Origin of the sequence: Janthinobacterium sp. SUN206 (genome assembly GCF_030587305.1) — a bacterium.
Taxonomy (GTDB): domain Bacteria; phylum Pseudomonadota; class Gammaproteobacteria; order Burkholderiales; family Burkholderiaceae_D; genus Janthinobacterium; species Janthinobacterium kumbetense.
The window spans coordinates 265,779-285,255 of record NZ_JAPWIB010000004.1 but is presented as its reverse complement, the minus strand read 5'-3'; the positions used below and the strand labels follow the sequence as shown (position 1 = coordinate 285,255).

General features: G+C 60.7%; 13 protein-coding genes and 1 tRNA gene. 1 reads left to right on the top strand and 13 read right to left on the bottom strand.

The genetic code is table 11. The annotated features are described in order from the left end of the window. Positions 1-23 precede the first annotated feature (23 nt). The 6 genes from O3300_RS21915 to O3300_RS21890 all read right to left on the bottom strand — a co-directional run bounded on the left by O3300_RS21915 (position 24) and on the right by O3300_RS21890 (position 8,159). Complete coding sequence (locus O3300_RS21915) at positions 24-1,079, bottom strand: hypothetical protein (RefSeq protein WP_305054105.1); 1,056 nt, start codon at positions 1,077-1,079, stop codon at positions 24-26. Further along, positions 1,066-2,496, bottom strand: a complete 1,431-nt coding sequence (locus O3300_RS21910; protein ID WP_305054104.1) for an MBOAT family protein — start codon at positions 2,494-2,496, stop codon at positions 1,066-1,068. The genes O3300_RS21915 and O3300_RS21910 overlap by 14 nt, the downstream gene beginning before the upstream one ends. Before the next feature lie 4 nt (positions 2,497-2,500). After that, complete coding sequence (locus O3300_RS21905) at positions 2,501-3,562, bottom strand: radical SAM protein (protein ID WP_305054103.1); 1,062 nt, start codon at positions 3,560-3,562, stop codon at positions 2,501-2,503. A gap of 401 nt (positions 3,563-3,963) precedes the next feature. Beyond that, a tRNA-Leu gene (locus O3300_RS21900) sits at positions 3,964-4,050 on the bottom strand. Between the two features lie 154 nt (positions 4,051-4,204). Next, a complete protein-coding gene (locus O3300_RS21895) occupies positions 4,205-5,521 on the bottom strand; it encodes a hypothetical protein (RefSeq protein WP_077408635.1) in 1,317 nt (438 codons plus the stop codon). Between the two features lie 274 nt (positions 5,522-5,795). Continuing rightward, complete coding sequence (locus tag O3300_RS21890) at positions 5,796-8,159, bottom strand: DNA polymerase II (RefSeq protein WP_305054102.1); 2,364 nt, start codon at positions 8,157-8,159, stop codon at positions 5,796-5,798. A 132-nt stretch (positions 8,160-8,291) separates the two neighbouring features. Here O3300_RS21890 and O3300_RS21885 point away from each other — a divergent pair, with 132 nt between their 5' ends. Further along, positions 8,292-9,971 carry an AMP-binding protein gene (locus O3300_RS21885; RefSeq protein WP_305054101.1) on the top strand — a complete coding sequence of 560 codons (1,680 nt, stop codon included), beginning with the start codon at positions 8,292-8,294 and terminating at the stop codon, positions 9,969-9,971. 74 nt (positions 9,972-10,045) lie between these two features. On the opposite strand, the gene O3300_RS21880 is transcribed toward O3300_RS21885, so the two are convergent. The 7 genes from O3300_RS21880 to O3300_RS21850 form a co-directional block, all read right to left on the bottom strand. After that, positions 10,046-11,026: a choice-of-anchor A family protein gene (locus O3300_RS21880; protein ID WP_099666403.1), complete on the bottom strand. Its 981-nt coding sequence runs from the start codon at positions 11,024-11,026 to the stop codon at positions 10,046-10,048. 197 nt (positions 11,027-11,223) lie between these two features. Beyond that, positions 11,224-12,948 (bottom strand): glycosyltransferase family 39 protein, encoded by a 1,725-nt coding sequence (locus tag O3300_RS21875; protein ID WP_305054100.1) that lies wholly within the window; start codon positions 12,946-12,948, stop codon positions 11,224-11,226. Positions 12,949-13,100: 152 nt separating this feature from the next. Beyond that, positions 13,101-13,370 carry a type B 50S ribosomal protein L31 gene (locus O3300_RS21870; RefSeq protein WP_034746247.1) on the bottom strand — a complete coding sequence of 90 codons (270 nt, stop codon included), beginning with the start codon at positions 13,368-13,370 and terminating at the stop codon, positions 13,101-13,103. A 178-nt stretch (positions 13,371-13,548) separates the two neighbouring features. Beyond that, the gene (gene rho / locus O3300_RS21865; RefSeq protein WP_034746249.1) at positions 13,549-14,811 is read right to left on the bottom strand and encodes a transcription termination factor Rho; all 1,263 of its coding nucleotides are present in this window, start codon (positions 14,809-14,811) and stop codon (positions 13,549-13,551) included. 156 nt (positions 14,812-14,967) lie between these two features. Next, positions 14,968-15,294, bottom strand: coding sequence for a thioredoxin TrxA (trxA, locus tag O3300_RS21860; RefSeq protein WP_077408631.1), 327 nt, complete (start codon positions 15,292-15,294; stop codon positions 14,968-14,970). Positions 15,295-15,596: 302 nt separating this feature from the next. Further along, positions 15,597-16,055, bottom strand: a complete 459-nt coding sequence (locus tag O3300_RS21855) for a response regulator (RefSeq protein WP_251350167.1) — start codon at positions 16,053-16,055, stop codon at positions 15,597-15,599. A 70-nt stretch (positions 16,056-16,125) separates the two neighbouring features. Beyond that, positions 16,126-19,449: a PAS domain-containing hybrid sensor histidine kinase/response regulator gene (locus O3300_RS21850; protein ID WP_305054099.1), complete on the bottom strand. Its 3,324-nt coding sequence runs from the start codon at positions 19,447-19,449 to the stop codon at positions 16,126-16,128. Positions 19,450-19,477: the final 28 nt, after the last annotated feature.

Below are 19,477 nucleotides of genomic sequence, written 5' to 3'. Positions count from 1 at the left end.
GGCCTGGAGGGCAGGCTGCGGTGTCAGGGGATTTTTGGCCGGATGGAAGAGCGGCCGCTGGCGTCCAGCATAGCGCGTAACAGCTGGTCGCCCAGGCGGTTTGAGAAGTGCGTCTCATCCCAAAACATGGGCATGGAAGGAGAGAAATTGTCAGAATGATCACTTTCACCGTTGCGCAGCTCATAGTCAAGCAAAGGCACATGGAATTGCGATGCGAGCAAGGTGACCTCCCTTTTCCACTGCGCGGCTTGAGGCACGAGTCCGGCCTGGCGGATACGTGTTTGCCATTTTTCGCTAACAGGCAAAATCAGCAAAATAACTTCTATCTGCCTGGTTTGCGCGAGATGGAAGATGGCCGTCAAATCCCTGATATCGGCGGCATTGTTTGCATGATTTTGACAAGCGCTTGCAATCGTCTTGAAGAGCTGCTTAAAGCGCGACTCATGTGCTTGCGCTCCCCCTGCACGTGTCGCCCCTTTAGCCTGATCGTCATAGTAACGTCCTTGTTTGTCAAAATAGCTGTCGAAGGAGCGCGGAGGGAACAGATTTATTTTCAGCGTTCTTAGGCTGTATATGACGGCATTTTCGGGCGACAGATAATGAAACGGCAAGTCGAGCTCATTTTTTGTCACCGCATTTTCATTTTTCGTTTCGCAGGCATTGGATGTGAGGTAATTGACTTCCAAATACAGCCTTCGAATGCGTGCCCCTTGGCTCAGGGTGAAAAACAGATCCCTGGCTGTTGATAGCGGCAGGGCATCGATGCCAGCCACTTGAACGTTGCCGCCGTATAAGCTGGAGGCGAGTGTTTCGTTGAAACCACGCCGTACCCGGGAAGAACCAAGAATCAGCACGTCAGGCGGGTTCAGCGTGCTGCGCAATACAGCCGCGCTTGTCTGGCTACTGTTAGGAATCTCCAGTCTGATGGTATTGATCTTATGGCTCGACTGGTGCCGCCAGATGGCATAGGGATCGACGATAAAAACGAGTCCGGCAACAAGGAGCGCGAATCCGAGCGCAATGAAAAAAACGCAGGCGAAAAAGCGCGCGATGGGGATGTCTTGATTAAAACCCTGCATATTTGAACTCTTTGACAGCGGACAAATTGATGAGTGCCAGGCACAGCGCGACGGCGACTGCTACCGCCCACGCCAGGCTGGGTTTCCAGGCCAGCGAGCTGGTCGTGGACTTTTTCAGCTGCACGCTCCAGGCGGGGAGCTCTTTCGCCATCAGGTCGATCAGGGAAGGGGCGAACCAGTTAAATGCCACGGCGGCGAGGATGGCGGTGATGCCGAAAAAACCTCCAGGCCAGGCGCTTGCCTGCCCGGCACCCAGCAAGCCGAGCATGACGTGCCTGGCCTCCTGCCAGTCGGGCGTGGCCCACAGGCTGACGGAAAAGCCGATGGCCGCCAGCGTGAAGGTCCTGCCGGCCCAGTGCTGCAGCTTGCCGCCTTTGCGCGACACCAGATTCCAGCGCCGCAAGGCGTGGTTGCCCGTGACGAGCAGCCCTTGATAAATGCCAAAGATCAGCAGCGGAATGGTGGCGCCATGCCAGATGGCGACAGCCATCATCACCACGAACAGGGCTGCGTAATGCCGCCATACCTGGCGTTTTTTTGTCAGGGGCCGATACAGGTAGTCGCGCATGAAGGCACCCAGGGTCACATGCCAGCGGGTCCAGAATTCGACCGGGCTGGACGACTTGAACGGTGCATGGAAATTGACTGGCAAGTGGATGCCGAACATGCGGCTGATGCCCATGGCCATTTCCGAATAGCCGCAAAAATCATAGTACGTTTCAAACAGGAAACCCAGGCAGGCGATCCAGGTCTCGACGAGGCCGATGGGGTCGCCTTGTCCCGCGCGCAGGAAAACGTCGCCTTGCGCGTACAGGAAAATGGGGGAAATGCAGGATTTCTTGAACAGGCCCATGGCAAACAGGGTGAGGCCGACGGCATAGTCGCGCGGCGCCGGATGCAAGGCCGACGACGTGCCCGGCGCGCCAAGGAATTGCGGCAGCATGTCCTTGTGCGACAGCAGGGGGCCGGCAGGCAAGTGGGGAAACCAGGCCACGAAGAGCGCGTATTCGAGCGGATTGGTGCTGCGGGCCTGTCCCCGCGCCGTATCGACCAGGAAGGCGATTTGCGTAAACGTGAAGTACGAGATGCCCAGCGGTAAGGCTGGGATCGCCATCCCGGGCACGACAAAGAATTTCGCATACTTGTACGCGGCAAGAAAACATAAATTTCCCGCAATGGCCAGCGCCAGGTAGCGGGTTTTCCCGCGGTTCCTGCCTATCAGGCCGGCGAGCAGCCAGTTGGCGCCCATCGACGCACAAAACAGCAGCAGGTTGTGCGCATCGTTGAGGTAATAAAAAGCCAGCGAAATCAGCAGCGGCAGCAGCAGCTTGACATGGCTTGTCGACAGCAAGTGGCGATAGCCATACGCGGACAGGGGCAGGAAGGCGAGGGCAAACCAGTACGAGGTAAAACTCATCGTATTACAGGCGTGCCTTGGCCGAGTTGTTGGCGTTCAAAAACAGCTTGGCCCAGATTTCCCGCACTTCCAGCCATTTGGCGAGTTCTTCCGGTTTTCTGACGGCTTCACGGATACGCGACAGATAGGTCGATTGTCCCATCGCATAAGCGCGGCAGTTGCTGCAATCGATATTCGAACTGCAGCACTTGCCCTTGCCCGGTTGATGATCGACATGCACATGCACTTGCTTGGTGACGCGAAAACCGCAGTTCCTGGCGATCTTGGTGACGGGATCGATGTCATACAGCTTGTCGCCCGTGACCCAGTCGTCATAGTGCAGGGAGTATTGCACCGTTTCCGGATAGGCCAGCATGGCGCGCACAATTTCCGCGCGTGCATGGGCAAAGTCGGCTTGCGTCAGGGCCAGGCTTTGCGTGGCACTGCTGATGCGGAAATACGCCTTGTCGTTATCGGCCTTGTTTTCCAGCTTGTCCAGATAGCGGGTGGTGGGACTGAAATAGCTGAAGGTGAGCGGCAAGCCGTGACTGTTGGCAAGCTCTGCCATGATCATGATCTGATTGATATTCAGGGAGGTAATGGTAAACACGCAAACGGCACGCGGGTCGTCGCGGTAATTGTTCATCGCCTTGGTCAGCACGTCGCCGGCGCGCAATGAACTGCCGATTTCATCGACACCCCAGGAAGAGATATGGATGCGATAAAAGATATCGTCGGGCAAGCGTATCGTGCCATTGGTAAACACAATGCCATGCGGGATGTATTTTTGGGCCGCACGCAGCCGGTCGGGCACCAGGCTCGGTTCCGCGCCCGCCATGTAGGCCAGCGTGACGCCACGCGCCGCATCGGCGGCAAACAGGGCATCCCATTCGGCAAGCGAACGGCTGTCTTCGTGTCCTTCGTTCTCCTCGCCTTCGAAGAACAGGCAGCCCTCGCAACGCAAATTGCATTTTGACGCCACATCATAGTTGGCCGCCTTGAGGGTTCCCAGCCGCGCATTGAGTTCACGAAAATAGGCGAAGTCATTTTGCTTCGTGGCGGACGCAAGTTCAGAGAGGGAGTTCATAGGCACCGGAAGGTAGGATCGAAAAATTTATGGACATTGAGCATCCCGTACGGCGAGGCATGACGGCAGCTTGCATGCCCAGACGTGAGCCGTAAAGTGGGCGAGGGCCTGAGGCTTTAGTATGCCGCTTGCTCCGGCAAAATGAAATATTGGCTATAAATTAATTTACTTTTGAGCCACATCTTTTTATTGCAATGCAAGATTTTCTTGACAGCATGAAATACTCCATTTTTACCGTTTGCAGGGCGCGCGCGGCCGGTGCTGCGGCGCGTGACTAGCAAGTTGGGTGCACAGGGTGCGCATTTGACACGGAGGGGGCGGCGAAAGCGTGGAAAATCAGGCGAAAAAAAACCACCCGATCCTGAGAATGAGTGGTTGTTTTCTGGTACTGCAATGTCTGGTGGTGCCGGGAGCCGGAATCGAACCGGCACGCTGTTTCCAGCGCGGGATTTTGAGTCCCGTGCGTCTACCTATTCCGCCATCCCGGCAACGCGAGACGCATTATCACTGATTTATCGTGATCCGGCAAGTTTTTCGCTTGGCATACGGTTTAGCCCATTAATCGGGCGCTGCCCTTGCATGAAAAACGCCGTCCCGGGCGCGAACCGGGGACGGCGTGGTCAGACTGCGGCGATGCTGGAATCAGTTATGCACGGAGTTCAGCTGGCGCGCGATGATGTCGTGGTTGAGCCAGACGACGGGCGCTTGCGGCTCCGACATGGCGTGGAACATCAGCGGGCCCGTGCCTTCCAGGACCAGCGAGCTCAGGTGGTCGGTGATCAGTTCCTTGCGGTCCTTGTGCAGCTTGGTGATGTCGTCCGAGGTACCGATCATGACGTCGGCCAGCTCTGGCGTGTTGTCCATCGGCCAGGCGGCGAAGTTGCGGAATTGCACGCTGGTGGCGTCGCCGTTGTAGGCGGCGATACGGTCGAGCAAGTCTTGCAGCGAAACGCCGTCTTCCAGCAAGCCCTGGCAGATTTTCCATTGCTCTTCGGCCCAGGCTGCGCCGCCTTCTTTCTTCAGCGCGTCGAGCAGGGGGAACAGCGACAGTTCCACGCCGACGAAAATGTCGGACGAATTCGTGCGGATTTCCGGGCAATTGAAGACGGTCGCCTTGATGCCTTTTTCCCACGCGGCCTTGGCCACGTTTTCCAGGCGCATCTTGGCCAGGCCTTGCGTGTAGTTGCTGTACGTTTGCCACTGGTACTTGCCGTCGATCAAGATCTCCGTGCCGTGGTAGCCGTAGGCGCTGTAGCGCACCTGGCCGCCTGCTTGCTCGATGCGGGCGCGGATGGCGGCGCTGCCGTCGATCAGGTGTTGCAGCGTATTGGCCGTGACTTCGTCGAAGTTCATCAGGATCAGCTTGCCCAGGTCGCTGTCGAGCAGGGCGCGCGAGGACATGAAGCGCTCGCCGCGGCCTTTGTAGATGCGGTTGGCGATGGCCAGGAAGACTTTGACTTTCGGAATGCCGCCGGCCATGGTGTGGGCGAAATACACATTGCTGCCGTCAGGAATCAGGCTGTCCAGCTCGGCCATGGCTTTCGCCACGGAAGCGCTGAAGCGGGCGATGCCGGCTTCGCGGCAGCGCTCGATCTGCGCCCAGTCCAGCTTGTCTTCTTGCCAGCTTTTCAGGGTCATGTCGGCCAGCAGGGCCGTCGGGGTCGGTTCGCCGGCAGGCGCGTCGAGGTCGAAACCGGCCATCAGCGGCACATTGATGATGCGGCCGCCCAGGTTGGCTTCGGCTTCGGCAAGCTCTTCCGCGTTCAGCGGGCGCAGCGCCATGTTTTCATCGCGGCGGCCCACCGTCATGCCGACGATATTCATGCCCGCCTTGCGTGCTTCGTCCAGCAAGCCATTCACATAGCCGCGGCCGAACAGCTCGCCGAACAGCACAAAGGTGTCGCCCTTGCGGAAGATATTTTTTTGCGGGATGTCTCTTAAAGACGTGATCTCGGTCATGGTATCAATTCATTCAAAAATTAGCGGGGCAGACGGCTAAACGCGCTGCCCGCTGGTTCAACATAGTGTGAAATTATGCGCCATTGCAGCGTGGAAAATCCTGTTGCGAACGATTCTCGTCTGGAATGGCATCTTCTTCTTCGTGCAGTTCTTATTCTTTCGCCATGGCGTATTTTACGCTGCCGCGGCGCACAGCGCCTGTTGGGCAGGGGCAGATAAGCCCGGCAGGCGCCGATATTACCTCAGCTTTGTCATGCTGGTCAGTAAAATTGATCTAAAACAAATCCTGCTGCCCGGACACGAGGCGCGAAAAATCGTCGCCCAGGAAGGGCAATATCGCGTCGGCCACCGGCTGCAGCTGGCGCGTCAGGTAATGGTGGTAGTCGATGGGCGAGCGCTGCGTTTCCAGCGGTTCCGGCCCCGCCACCGTGATGACATAGCTGATCCAGCCGCCGTTCTGGTACTGCAGCGGCCGGCCCTGCGCCAGGTTGTAGGCGTCGGCCGTGCGCGCCGCGCGCACGTGGGGCGGCACGTTGCGCTGGTAATCGTCGAGCGGGCGGCGCAGGCGCTTGCGGTAGACCAATAAAGCGTCGAATTCGCCGCGCACCGTGCGCGCCACGTAGTCGCGCACATAGTCCTGGTAGGCGTCGCGCTGGAAGATGCGCAGGTACAAGGCTTGCTGGAATTGCTGCGCCAGCGGCGTCCAGTCGCTGCGCACCGTTTCCAGGCCCTTGTAGACCATCTGCTCGCTGCCGTCGGGCTTGCCCACCAGGCCCGCGTAGCGCTTCTTGCTGCCTTCCTCCGAGCCGCGGATGGTGGGCATCAGGAAACGCCGGTAATGCGTCTCGAATTCCAGTTCCAGCGCATTTTCCAGGCCGAATTCCTCGCGCAGATGCTGGTCCCACCAGGCGTTCACATGCGTCACCAGGGCGCGGCCGATCTTGCCCGCCTCTTCATCCGTATGTGCCGTTTTCAGCCACACGAAGGTGGAATCCGTGTCGCCGTAGATGACTTGATATCCTTGTTCCGTGATCAGTTCGCGCGTGCGGTGCATGATGTCGTGGCCGCGCAGGGTGATCGACGAAGCGAGGCGCGGGTCGAAGAAGCGGCAGCCGCTGGAGCCCAGCACGCCGTAAAACGCGTTCATGATGATTTTCAAGGCTTGCGACAGCGGCGCGTTGCGCTCGCGCTTGGCTATCTCGCGGCCCTGCCACACCTGTTTCACGATAGCCGGCAGGCAATGTTTCACACGCGAAAACTGCGCGCCCCGGTAGCCGGGCACGGTATCGGCTTCATCGCCGCTGGTGCCCACCACCAGGCCGACGGGGTCGATGAGGAAAGTGCGGATGATGGACGGGTACAGGCTTTTGTAGTCGAGCACGAGCACGGAATCGTACAGGCCCGACTGCGAATCCATGACGAAGCCGCCGGGGCTGTTTTCGCCGGACACATCGCCCAGGTTGGGCGCCACGTAACCCTGCCGGTGCATCAGCGGCAAGTACAAATGTTCGAAGGCGGCCACGGAGCCGCCGCTGCGGTCGGCCGCCAGGCCCGTCACGCTGGCCCGTTCCAGCAAGAAGGTCAGCAGCTCGGTCTTGGCGAAGATGCGCGTGACCAGCTCGCAATCCTTGAGGTTGTAGCGGGCTAGCGCCGGCTTGTCTTCGCGGAAACGCCGGTCGATCTCGGCCATGCGCTGGTAGGGATTGTCGATGGACTTGCCTTCGCCCAACAAGGTCTGCGCCACGTTTTCCAGGCTGAACGAGGAAAAGTTCCACGTCGCCGATTTTAACGCTTCGATGCCGTCGATGATCAGCCGCCCCGCGGCGGCCGCAAAATAGTGTTCCTGCTTGCCGCCATGTTCGCGCCATTCCATCACGGCGCCGCCCCGTCCCAGCCTCAACGGGACTTGATAACGCTCAGCATGTTGCTTGAGCACGCGCAAGTCGAACTGCACCAGGTTCCAGCCGATGATGGCGTCCGGATCGTGGCGCTCCATCCACGTGTTCAGGCGTTCGAGGATCTGTGCGCGCGAGTCGCAGTATTCGAGGTCGAAGTCGCGTTCCCCGTCGACGCCGTTTGGCTGGCCCAGCATGTAGACCTGGCGCTGGCCGCAGCCCTCCAGGGCCAGCGAATACAGCTCGCCATGGGCCGTCGTCTCGATATCGAGCGACACCAGTTTTAATGCGGGGCGGTAGCCGGGCGCCGGTTTCAGCTGCACTTCCTGCAGTGTTTCTCCGCTGAATGTCACCGGCGCCGTAATAAAACGCTCCATCAGATAGCGCTCGGGCGGGCGGATGTCCGCTTCATACACATCGATGCCGTGCGCGCGCAGCTGCTTTTCCAGCTTCAGCAAATGTCGGTATTGCTTGCAGTACAGTCCCAGCACGGGGCGATGGTGGAAATCGCACAGCGACAGGGGACGCAGCTCCGCATGGCGTTCGCCGCGCAGCAACTGTTGCGCCTGTTCCTGTTGCTCCATGGGAAGGAAGGCGACGGCCGTCTGCACGGGCAGGCGCACGTGGCGGGGCCCGGCATCCGTTGCCAGCCAGAAATCGACCTCCGTGCCGGCGGGCGTGTCGCGCCAGTGGCGGGTCAGGATGAAGCCCTGTTCGGGCGGGTGCTGCGTGTTGCCTGTCATGGTGCCGTGAATGTCGGGTGTGCTGGCCTGCACATTACAGCAAGCCGGTGCAGGGCGGGGGCGGTTGCGGCTATAATTTTTGTAGTCGATGACCATAAGAAGAGCGCGTCGCGCCATTACCCTGGAGACAGCATGCAAGCAATGAGTTATGTACATGGCGCCCACGAGACGCCGTTGATCGGCGAAACGATAGGCGCTTACCTCGATGGCATCGCCGCCCGCTACGGCCAGCACGACGCCCTGATCGTGGCGCACCAGAACGTGCGCTGGACGTATCTGGAATTCCAGCAGCGCGTGCGCCGCCTGGCCGCCGGCTTGCTGAAGCTGGGCTTGCAGCCGGGCGACCGGGTCGGCATCTGGTCGCAGAACTGCGCCGAATGGGTGCTGACGCAGTTTGCCACGGCGAAAGCCGGCTTGATCATGGTCAACATCAACCCCGCCTACCGGCGTTCGGAACTCGAATACGTGCTCGACAAGGTGCAATGCAGCGCGCTGATCCTGTCACCCAGCTTCAAGTCCAGCGATTACCTGGCCATCGTGCAAGACGTGGTGCCGGAAATCGCCCGTTCGCGCGCCGGCGCCCTGCAGTCGCCGCGCTTGCCGCAATTGCGCCATGTCATCCGCCTGGGCGCGGCCGCCACCCCCGGCATGCACAACTTCGATGCCTTGATGGACGGCATTACCGACGCCGACCTGGCGCACCTGGAAGAAGTGAGCGCGACCTTGCAGTTTGACGACGCCGTCAACATTCAGTTCACGTCCGGCACCACGGGCGCGCCGAAGGGTGCCACCTTGACGCATCACAATATCCTGAACAACGGTTTCTTCATCGGCGAAGCCATGCGCCTGACGCAACAGGACCGCTTGTGCATTCCCGTGCCCCTGTACCATTGCTTCGGCATGGTGCTGGGCAACCTGGCCTGCGTCACGCATGGCGCAGCCATGGTGTTTCCCGGCGAAGGTTTCGACCCGAAAGCCGTGCTGGAAACCGTGCAGGCCGAACGCTGCACGGGCCTGCATGGCGTGCCGACCATGTTCATCGCCATCCTCGACCATCCTGATTTCAAGCAATATGACCTGTCTAACTTGCGCACCGGCATCATGGCCGGCTCGCCGTGCCCGATGGAAGTCATGACGCGGGTCATCGAGCTGATGCACATGGCGGAAATCACGATCGCGTATGGCATGACGGAAACGTCGCCCGTCAGTTTCCAGACTGCGATCGAGGATCCGCGCGAAATGCGCGTGTCGTCCATCGGCAGGGTCCATCCGCACCTGGAAGTGAAAATCGTCGATGCGGAGGGGCGCATCGTGCCGCGCGGCGAAAAGGGCGAATTGCTCACGCGCGGCTATTCCGTGATGCAGGGTTACTGGGGCGATCCAGAAAAAACCAGCGTGGCCATCGATGCGGCGCGCTGGATGCACACGGGCGACCTGGCCGTGATCGACGCCAACGGCTTTTGCAGCATCGTCGGCCGCTCGAAGGACATGGTCATCCGCGGCGGCGAAAACATCTATCCGCGCGAAGTCGAGGAATTCCTGTACCGCCACCCGAGCGTGCTCGACGTGCAATGCGTGGGCGTGCCGGATGCCAAGTATGGTGAAGAGTTGTGTGCCTGCATCATCTTGCGTCCGGGCACGCAGGCCACCAGCGACGACATCCGCGCCTTTTGCGACGGGCAGATCGCCTATTACAAGATTCCCCGCTACGTGCGCTTCGTCGAGGAATTCCCCATGACGGTGACGGGCAAGATCCAGAAATACCTGTTGCGCAAGCAGGTGGCGACGGATCTGGGGCTGAGCGGGGACTAAGTCTTTCGCCAGCGCATAAAAAAACACCGGGACGCTCGCGCGGCCCGGTGTTTTTTATGGATTCAGCGTAAAGCTCAGGCCATCGCGGCTTGCGGTGCGCGCGCTGGCGTGCGGCGGCGCACGAAGGCCAGCAAGCCCAGGCCGGCCAGCAGCATGGCGTAGGTGCCTGGTTCCGGCACGGCCGAGACGTTCACCGTGTTGAAGCCGGCGCCGTTCATCGAGACGTGGCCATAATTGATCGAGCTGACCGAATTGGCGACCAGGGTGCCGTTCATGCTGCCCGAACCGGAAAACGCGGCGTTCGGCGCCAGGATGCTGCCGTTGATGCCAACGTTGTTCAGGCTGGTGGTGGTGGCATTGGCGAAGTTCAGCAGCGTGCGGTCGGCGAAGCTGCCGAAATTGTCGAAGCCGCCGCTCATGGTGATGTTGGTGGCGGTGCCGTTGATGATGATGCTGGCCGTGCTTTTCAGCGACGAGACGTCCAGGCTCAGGTTATGCAGGTCGTTTGCATTGATGGTGAAGACGTTGACGTCGGCGTTGATGTCGCCTACCAGCTTGAAGCCGCCGTATTGCGAAATCACGGTGCCGTTCGATTGCAGCTTGGCCACATCGCCCGACAGGGTCGTCAGTTGCTGCTGGGCAGCTGCAAAGTCCAGGGTGGAAGCATTGCCCTTGCTGAAGGTGCCCGTTGGGTACCACGATGGCGCCGTCACGGTGCCGTTGGCATTGCTCACGCCATATACGCCCGTACCGTTGATGCTGCCGCCGCCGATGTTCAGGTTGTTACCGGCGACCAGCGTGTTGGCGGCGCTGCCCGGCTTCTTGTTCGTGCCGACGCTGTAGCCTTCCAGATAGATATTGCCGCCGGCGGCCAGGCTGCCGCTGACGCTGGTAAAGCCGCTGGCGTTGCTGCTGCCGATGTTGCCGAAGATGAAGGCCGAGTAGCCGTTGGCGACGCCGAGGTCAATCACGGTGGCCTGGGCCGAGGCGCTGAAGGAGAAGGCGAACAGGGCGGCGCTGATGAGCGGCAAGGTACGTGTGGCAAATTTTTTCATGGACAGCCTTATGGTGAATTGGGGGACGAATAGGGCGGGAAAGCAAGACACCGCCATCGCGCAAGCCATCATTATAATATAAAAAGCAATTCTAGTTCAATTTAGGTAATTAACTATATTTAAAAGCAACACTTTTGCTGACGGCAGTGTTTGTCTTGCGGACATAAAAAAACCGGGCCTGGCCCGGTTTTTTCTGCTTACCTGACGCGCTGGTACAGGCGGAAGCGTTCCACGTCATCCGTGGGGCGGCGCCCTTCCCACAGCTTGATCCAGTCCGCGCCATGGTGTTCGGGCAATTGTTCCTTGCTGTCAGGAACCTTGATGCTGTCTTGCAACAGGAACACATCGCATTCCTGCTGCCCCACGCTGGCAAACGGCAAGTGGCCGAAGTAGGCGAACGAGGCGCGCTGGGCAGCGCCGACGTTGCTGTTGATGCACTTGCTGCCCGGCGGCAGGTGGATGGAAATCTGGTGCGCCACGCTGGCGTAGCTCTTGCTGTAGTTCAGCGGCGGCAGGAACAGGGTCATGATCAGCACCCAGATCAGGATCAGGCCGCCGGACGACAGCACCACGGCGCGCCACAGCACGGCCGGCTGGCGCGAGATGCGCCAGTGCACCAGCGCCACCCAGCCCGCGCTGACGCAGGCGGCCACGAAAAAGGCCAGCAAGTCCAGCTCGGGCTTGAAGCCTGGCATGAGTTTCAGGGCGTTATGCGCCAGTTTTGGCGGCCAGCCGGTCAGGATGGCGAACCAGAACAGCCACAGCGCGAGGGCGCAGATGGTCAGCACCATCACGGAGAACCAGTCGATGGCGTTGATGGCGCCCCGCTTCATGGTCAGCAAGCCAAACGCGGCCATGACGGCCAGCGGCGGCAGCAGGGGCAGCAACTGGCTCGGGTCGGGATCGGGATGGCACAGGCCCAATATTGCCAGCATGGCAACAAAAGTCAGCGGCACGACGATGTGCAGCACGTGGTGCTGGCGGCGCCAGGCGTACACGGCCCAGGCGGCGAAAGGCCATGCGGGCCAGAAGAACCAGATGCCGACACGCAGGAAATACTGCACGCTTTTCAGGCTCGGAGCGCTGAACTGGCGGCAATTCCACTCCATCCATGCGTGCAGCGGCGAATGGCCGTACGGCAGCATCCATTCGCCCGGCAGCAGCCAGACGAGGGTCAGCGCGATGCCGATCAGGATGGCCAGCGCCAGGTGGCGTATGCTGCGCAGCAACGGCAGGCGCAGGAAGATAGTGCACAGCAGCAAGGCGATGCTCAGCGCCGCCGGCGTGATCCAGCCGCGCGCCAGGGTCAGGCCGCCCATCGCCAGGCCCAGCAGGGCCGCATTGCGCACGGACGGGCCTTCCATGTAGCGCACGGCGCGGTACAGCAAATAGGCCATCAGGGACACGTACAGCGCTTCGGCCGTGATGTCGTGGCTGTGCTGCAGCAGGCCCAGGCAACCCAGGTAGATGAGCACGGCGGCATCGGCCAGGGTGCGGCCGAAGTCGTCCGGCTCGGGCTGGCCGCCGAAGGCCAGGCGCAGCGGCTGGGCATCGCTGCGGCGTCCCAGGTTGAAGGCGGTGTACCAGACGGACAGGGTGCTGACGACGAAGATGCCGATGGTCGACATGCGCGCGCCAAAGACGTCGCCGTCGATCCAGCCGAACAGCTTGATGAAAATGGCGCCCAGCCAGAAGGCCAGCGGACCTTCATCGGGCAGCGACAGGCCGGCCACGTTGGGCCACAGCCAGTCGTTCAGGCCGCCATGCGCCATGGTCCACATGATGCCGAAACTGGCGGCATCATCGTTCTTCCACGGTTCGCGGCCAATCAGGCCAGGCAGGATGTACAGCAGGCCGAGCGCAAACAAGGCCCATCGTGGCAGCGCGAGTGTGGCGGCGGCGGGAAGGCGGACTGGCTTCATCGATAATCGGTATCAGAATAGTGGCAAGACGCGACGAATGGCGTCGGGTATGCGCGAGTATAAAGTAAAGCGGCCAAAGACAAAAAAGGCAGCCGTAGCTGCCTTTTCTCTGGTAGCCGAAGCTGCCCTTTTTTGCCGCAAAGCGGCAAAAATTAGCCTGCTGCGACTGCGGTTTTCGAACCAACCGAACCGAACTTCTGACGGAACTTCTCGACGCGACCGGCGGTATCGACGATTTTGTGCTTGCCCGTGAAGAATGGGTGCGATTCAGCCGAAACCTCGATTTTCACCAGTGGGTATTCTTTACCGTCGTGGGTGATTTTTTCGCGGGTTTGGATGGTCGAGCGGGTAACGAATTTGAAATCGCACGACAGATCGTGGAAAACAACTTCGCGGTATTCTGGATGGGTATCGACTTTCATGGTCTTCTCTCTAGTTTGGTAGCCAAACAGCACTTCGTCGGTCGTCCTGCTTCTTGACCCGATTGCCGATCACTTGCCAGGGTTTAAAATAATGCAACCGTCGATTATATAGCGCTTTCCGGCGGACGGCAATAAAAAAGCCGCTCAGGGAGCGGCTTTCGCATGAATCTCGGCTGGTTTATCCGCCGCGGCGCATCATGTCAAAAAACTCTGCGTTGTTTTTTGTTGCCTTCATTTTATCCAGAATGAACTCCATCGCCTCGATCTCGTCCATCGAGTACAGCAACTTGCGCAAAATCCAGATTTTTTGCAGTTCGTTCGGCTTGATCAGCAATTCTTCGCGGCGGGTACCCGATTTGTTCAGGTTAATTGCCGGATAGACACGTTTTTCAGCCAAACGGCGTTCCAGATGCACTTCCATGTTGCCGGTACCCTTGAATTCTTCAAAGATCACGTCATCCATGCGCGAACCCGTTTCGATCAGCGCCGTGGCGATGATGGTCAGCGAGCCGCCTTCTTCGATATTGCGCGCGGCGCCGAAGAAGCGTTTTGGACGTTGCAGCGCATTCGCGTCGACACCACCGGTCAGGACCTTGCCCGAGGCAGGGATCACGGTGTTGTAGGCGCGTGCCAGACGGGTGATCGAGTCGAGCAGGATCACGACGTCTTTTTTCATTTCGACCAGGCGCTTGGCTTTTTCCAGCACCATCTCGGCCACTTGCACGTGGCGCGTGGCCGGCTCGTCGAAGGTCGAGGCGACGACTTCGCCGCGTACCGAACGTTGCATTTCGGTAACTTCTTCCGGACGTTCGTCGATCAGCAGCACGATCAGGGTGATGTCCGGGTGATTTGCCGTGATCGCATGGGCGATGTGCTGCAGGATCACGGATTTACCGGATTTCGGCGACGCCACCAGCAAGCCGCGCTGGCCTTTGCCGATCGGGGCGATCAAATCGATGATGCGGCCGGTGATGTTTTCCTGGCCATTCATTTCACGTTCCAGGCGCAGCGGCTCGTTCGGGTGCAGCGGCGTCAGGTTTTCAAACAGGATGCGGTGTTTCGACATCTCCGGCGATTCGCCGTTGACCTTGTCGACTTTGACCAATGCGAAATAGCGTTCGCCATCTTTCGGGGTCCGTACCTCGCCTTCGATCGAATCGCCGGTGTGCAGATTGAAGCGGCGGATTTGCGAAGGGGAGATGTAAATGTCGTCGGTGGACGCCATGTAGCTGGCGTCGGGCGAGCGCAGGAAGCCGAAGCCGTCAGGCAGCACTTCCAGGGCGCCGTCGCCAAAAATCTGTTCGCCGGACTTGGCGCGTTTTTTCAGGATAGCGAACATCAGCTCCTGTTTGCGCAAGCGGGCTGCGTTGTCAATGTCAAGACCGATCGCCATCTCAAGCAGGGCGGATACGTGTAGGGCCTTTAGTTCGGATAAATGCATATGTGTTGAGTGTCCCGAGACGGGATGTAAAGGTAGGGGAGGGGACTGCGTGGCGTTGATTAATTATTGGGGAAGGCTGTGCACGAATGAGGGCAAAGCCGCTTCCCGGTCGTTCCAGTCAGGCGGCGCTGCGGGCGCAGCGCTGCCCATCATACATTAAATGTTGCTGTCGACGAAAGCGGTCAACTGGCCCTTGGCCATGGCGCCCACTTTTTGAGCAGCTGCAACACCATCCTTGAACAGGATCAGGGTCGGGATGCCGCGGATGCCGAACTTGGCAGGCACTGCCTGGTTCGCGTCCACGTCCATCTTGGCGATCTGGATGCGGCCGGCGTATTCCTTGGCTACTTCTTCCAGGATCGGGGCGATGGCCTTGCAGGGACCGCACCATTCTGCCCAGAAGTCGACCAGGACTGGCAAATCGGATTTCAGGACGTCTGCTTCAAAAGATGCATCGCTAATGTGTTTGATATTTTCGCTCATATTTTCCTCAAATGAGGGTGGGATCAATAATGCCTGGAATTAACCATACGCTGGTTCGCCATCCATGCTTCCTGGAATGCAGTTAGAAGATGGGGACAATGGGCACGACTTCAATGTCTTGGAAGGTGCGACCAGAGGTATGCAGGCGGGGATGGCTGAAATAATAACCCATTTTTTCAAAGCGTGGCGATTATTGCAGAAAAACTTGAGGCATATCGTCCCCATGCGTGCCGGCAGGGCGGCAAAGCCGCATGCCTGCTGGCCTGCAGCGCCGTATCCGCCCTCCCTGCCGGCCTGCGCGCTCAGGCTTGCACGCTGGCCAGACGCGCCGAGTGCTGCAGTTGCAAGTTCACCATGAGCTGCAATTCCGCGCTTTCCATCGGCTTGCGGAAAGTGCCCAGGATATGCAGGCCGTTGGCCATGGCCAGGCGCTCGGCCGCCAGGCGCACGGCCGAATGCAGGCCCGACAGCAGGACCACGCCGCCGCGGAAGCCGTTTTCCGCCGCCATGCGCAAAAATTCGATGCCGTCGATGTCGGGCATCGACAGGTCGCAGATCAGCAGGTCGGGCTGGTGCTGCTTCAGGGTCGACAGCGCCTGTTCGCTGTGCGACTCGCAGCGGATATCGAACTGGCCCATTTGCTCGAGCATGTCGCTGAGCACGTCGAGCATGAAGACGTCGTCGTCCAGCAGCAGCACGCGCAATGGCGCCAGGCCTGCTTCGTTGTGTTCCCGGCTTGCTTGGTTTGATACAGTGTTCATCGTCATGTCTTTCTGTTGATATGCATCGCTGTCGATGCCGATACCTTGCCGCAACCCAATTTGGCGGTAGCTAATCGTCATTGGCAAAGCTGGTGTTATTCATGATTTGTTCGGTAATCTGTTCCAGCAGGGGCCACAGGCGCGTGACGATGCGCCGTGCCCGCTCCGCCTCGTCGGCCGGTTCGCCCGGCGCCAGGGTTTCCAGGTTGTGGCACAGCTCGGCCAGCCCCAGGGCGCCCACGGTGCGCGCCGACGACTTGATGCGGTGACCCAGTTCGCGCACCTGGTGCACGTCGCCGCGCGCCAGGGCCGCATCGATGTCGCCGAAGCCATCCTGCGTGGTCTGCAGGAACTTGAAGGCGAACTTGCGCACCTTTTCCGGGTTGTAGCCCAGCAACTTGGCCAGGATGGACAAGTCGATCACTTGCGGGTCGCCCGCCAGGGTGGTCTTGAAGGCGGGCGCGGCGCGGCTGCGCGCCGGCGGCGGCGGTGTTTCGTGCGCCGGCAGCCAGCTGGCGATGGTCTGGTACATCATGGCTGGCTGGATGGGCTTGGAAATGAAATCGTCCATGCCCGCCTCCAGGCAGCGCACGCGGTCTTCGCTGGTGGCCGTGGCCGTCATGGCCAGCACGCGCAGGTGCGCCAGTTGCGGGTCGGCGCGGATGAGGCGCGTCGCCTGCAAGCCATCCATCAGCGGCATCTGCACGTCCATCAGCACGCAGTCGAACTGCGTCTGGCGCAGCAGGTCGAGCGCTTCCTCGCCATTGTTGGCCAGGCAGACGGAGGCGCCCGCTTCCTCCAGCAATTCCAGCGCCACTTGCTGGTTGAACGTATTGTCTTCCACCAGCAGGATGCGCGCATGCTTGAGCGTGCGCATCACCAGGGCTGCGTCGGCGCTGGCGCGCATGGCGGCCGCCGTCTGCACCATGCTGTCGAGCATGGCGGGCGCGGCCTGGTCGGAAATGCCCAGGTTGGCCGTGAACCAGAAGGTGCTGCCGGCGCCGGGACGGCTGTCGACGCCCACGTCGCCGCCCATCAGCTGCGCCAGCTGCTTGCAGATGGCCAGGCCCAGGCCCGTGCCGCCATATTCGCGCGTGGTGGACGTGTCGGCTTGCTGGAAGGACTGGAAGAGCTTGCTCATTTCATCCTGCGACAGGCCGATGCCGTGGTCGCACACTTCAAAGCGCACGAGGCAGTGTTTCGCGTCCGCCACCACCCTGCGCACTTTCACGGTAATACTGCCCTGTTCGCTGAACTTGATGGCGTTATTGGCGTAGTTGATCAGCACTTGCCCCAGGCGCAGCGGGTCGCCCACGAGCACGGCCGGCAATTGCGGGTCGATCTCGAACAGCAATTCCAGGTTCTTGCCGGCGGCGCGCGGCGCCACCACCGTCATCAGGGTTTGCACGACGTGGTCGAAACTGAAGTTGACATGCTCGATTTCCAGCTTGCCTGCCTCGATTTTCGAGATGTCGAGGATATCGTCGATGATGCCCAGCAAGTGTTCGCCGGCAAAGCGGATTTTTTCCAGGTAGTCGCGCTGACGCGGTTCCAGGTCCGTCTTCAAGGCGAGATACGCCATGCCGATCACGCCATTCATCGGCGTGCGGATTTCATGGCTCATGTTGGCCAGGAATTGTCCCTTCGCCAGGCTCGCTTCTTCGGCCACCTGCTTGGCCTGGTCCAGCTGTTCCGTGCGCTGCGCTACGCGCTCTTCCAGATGTTCATTGAGCTCGCGCAAGGCGCTCTCGCTGCGCTTGTGATACGTGATGTCCGTCAGGCTGGCCACCACCATACCCACCTTGCCGTATTCATCGCGGATCGCTTCCGTATTCACGGACAGCCACGACAGGCTGCCGTCGGGCTGCTGTACGCCCATCAGCACGTCGCGCATGGCTTCGCCCGTCGACAGGGTGATGTGCACGGGATGGCTGCGCTGGTCGAAGGCGGACCCGTCTTCGCGGATGGCTTGCCACAGGCTGTTGCCGGCCGGACTGGCCGCCAGCATGCGTTCGGCGGCGGCATTGCTTTCCAATATGTGGCCGTGGCTGTCCTGCACCACCAGGCCATTCGTCACGGCGCCGAACACGGACGCCATGCGCTGGCTCGAGTTCGACAGGGCGATCGATGCCTGGCGCCGCTCGGTGATGTCGGTGATCATCGCCAGGGTGCCGCCCGGCTCGCCGTTGTCCGACTGGATGCTGGTGCTCGACAGCAAGCCCCACAGGCTGGACTGATCCTTGCGGAAGAAGCGGAAATCGACCTGGTCCGGCTGGCTGGCCTGACTGCCGTGGCTGGCCAGGCGGCGCTGCATCAGCAACTGGCTGTCGCGGTCCATGAAGTCGAGCAGGGGACGACCCAGCATTTCCTGCACCGTGTAGCCCAGCATGTGCGCCATCTTCGGGTTGACGAACGTGGTCTTGCCGTTCGCATCCGTCATCCAGATGCCTTCGGCGGCCGTCTGCACGATCAGGCGGTAGCGTTCCGAACTGGCGTGCAGCGCTTCTTCGGCGCGTTGCCGTTGCGTCATGTCGCGCAGCGAGACGATGGAAAACACCTGGCCGGCCATGCGCAGCGGCGACAGGCTGACCTTGGCGGGGAAGTGCGTGCCGTCGCGGCGGCGCGCCATCATCACCCGGCCCGGCAGGCTGTGCCGCCCTTGCGGGTCGCCCGCGGAGTGGCTGGACGTGCTTTCCGGCACCAATTGCTCCAGTGACATACCCGTCAATTCGGCCAGCGGATAGCCGAAGCAGCGCGCGCCGATCTGGTTGGCGTAATGCACCTTGCCCTCGACGTCGGCCACCAGCATGGCTTCGGGCGCCGCTTCCAGCATCGAGCGCATGCGCGATTGCTCATCCTGCTTGCGCTCGCTGATATCGCAGACGATGCCGCTGGCCTGCGTGGCGCCGCCGTTCGAGGCACGCGACAGGACGGCGCCGCGTGCCAGCAGCCAGCGCCAGTGGCCGTCGCTGTGGCGCAAACGGAATTCGCAATTGAAGGTGCCGGGCGCCTGGCCATCCAGGTGCTGGCGGAAGGCAAGGCTCAGGCGCGCGCGGTCATCCCGGTGGACTTCGGCCAGCCAGTCGGCCAGCGCATGCTCGAGTTTGGCATTCTTGTCGCCCAGGACATCCTGGTACTGGGGCGCGAACTGCAGCCGGTCGGACTGGGGCCGCCAGGTCCAGCCGGCCATGGTGGCGCCGCGCAAGGCTTGCACGGCATCCTGTTCGGCCTGGGCTTGCGCCGGTTGGGGCTGGCGGTGCAACTGCTGGCGCAGGCGCCAGGCTTGCCAGCAAGCCAGTCCCGCCAGGGCGGTGGCGCTGGCAGCCGCATACGGCCACAGCAATGCCGGCGCCATGACGGCTGCCGCCGCCTGCGCCGGCAGCGAAAGTGTCATGCCTGCCGCCAGCATCGTACGAGCGAGC